This is a genomic window from Paracoccus sp. SY (assembly GCF_002901215.1).
Lineage (GTDB): Bacteria > Pseudomonadota > Alphaproteobacteria > Rhodobacterales > Rhodobacteraceae > Paracoccus > Paracoccus acridae.
In genome coordinates this window covers 1-1,356 of sequence record NZ_NWMQ01000138.1, presented here as the reverse complement: position 1 = coordinate 1,356, position 1,356 = coordinate 1, and the positions used below count along the sequence as shown (strand labels likewise).

Genomic DNA, 1,356 nt, shown 5'->3' with positions numbered 1-1,356 from the left:
GATCCCCTGCACGAAGGGCCGGTCATGCATCAGGTAGGGGATGGAGGCCAGCGTCAGCCGTCCTGCGTAATCCGGCACGCCGATCAGGCTGTAGTCCTCGGCCACCTCGGGCACCTCTTGGTCAGCCTTCAGCAAGGCCTCGCGCAGAGATGGGAAAGGCATGTCCTGGCTGGTCAGCGCCTTCTGGCCGCGTGCATCGATGAAGACTTCGAACATATGCTCGTCCGTTTGCGTCTTGATCCGGGTGCGCGACGGCTCGCGCTTCAGGTCGTAATCCTCCCCAAGCGCCAGAACCGACAGGACACCGGCATCGCGAAGGGCCAGCAGCCTGCGGATGGATTCGGATGGCACCGCGGCATAGTTGTCGACGAACACCTTCTTGAGGCCCGCATCGAACCGCTCGCGATCGGCCTCAGGCAGTTCCGAGACGATGGCCTCGACCTTCTCATGCATTCGCAGCAGGGCGTAACGCCAGGGAACAGTGACCTTGTCCGCCTTGTTCCGCTCTACCTCCTCGAGGTTCCGGCGCGCCCATCGGAAGGGATCGGCGGCCTCCCTTGCCGCGAAATAGGCGGGTGCGAAGCTGTCGGCATCCAGGCCCGCCAGGCCGATCCGCAGCGCGAAGGCTGGATCAGCATGGACGATCTCGGCCCGGACAAGCTCGAAGACCGTGTCGAGCGGGCAGGCCCCCGAGGCGCAGTGAGCCACGGCCTCGTCGGTCAGGACCGCCAGCGGCTGGTAGGGGATCGGGCAATAGAAGTCTGCTTCCGGCAGGATGCCCGAGCGTGACATGAGGGTGATGTGCAGGCCGGTGTCAGGCGCGATGTCGAAGCAGAGGTCGTCGTCCTTTCGGCGGAACCGTCCATGTTGGTTTGCCACCGCCATGGCGGCGTCGATTGAACTGAGCGAGGTGCCCATGATGCCCACCGGTACTGCGGGGATGGAGGCTTCGATCAGACCCGACCAAGGGCTGGGGTAATAGCTGCGGGTGGCCTCGTCTTCGTCCGGGAAATCATGTCCCGTGGCCAGGATCACCCGATCAAAGGGACCGTGCCACCCCTTGACGGTCTTCACCTGAAGCACCTCCTGGTGCGGCAGGATGTCCAGCACCTCGGTGCTTTCCTGGATGTCGATCTGATGCCCGCCTTCCCGAGCCCTTTCCATAAGCGCCAGGAGCTGAGCGCGATAATACTCACCCAGAAGAAGCCGGGGAGTGAACTGGCGATCATCGAGATCCTCGGGCTCCAGTCCGAAGGAAACCAGGCGCGCTTCGGGCTGGGCCTGCAGCCAGTCCAGGTAAGGTTCCACCACCGGCGGGATCTCGATGCTGGCGATGTTGGCCAACATGAACTTGCC

At 63.7% G+C, this 1,356-nt stretch carries 1 protein-coding gene; it reads right to left on the bottom strand.

Annotation, left to right across the window (positions count from 1 at the left end):
- Nucleotides 1–1,356 (bottom strand): FAD/NAD(P)-binding protein (locus CK944_RS22125; protein WP_103175179.1); only part of this gene is annotated, 1,356 nt, incomplete at both ends.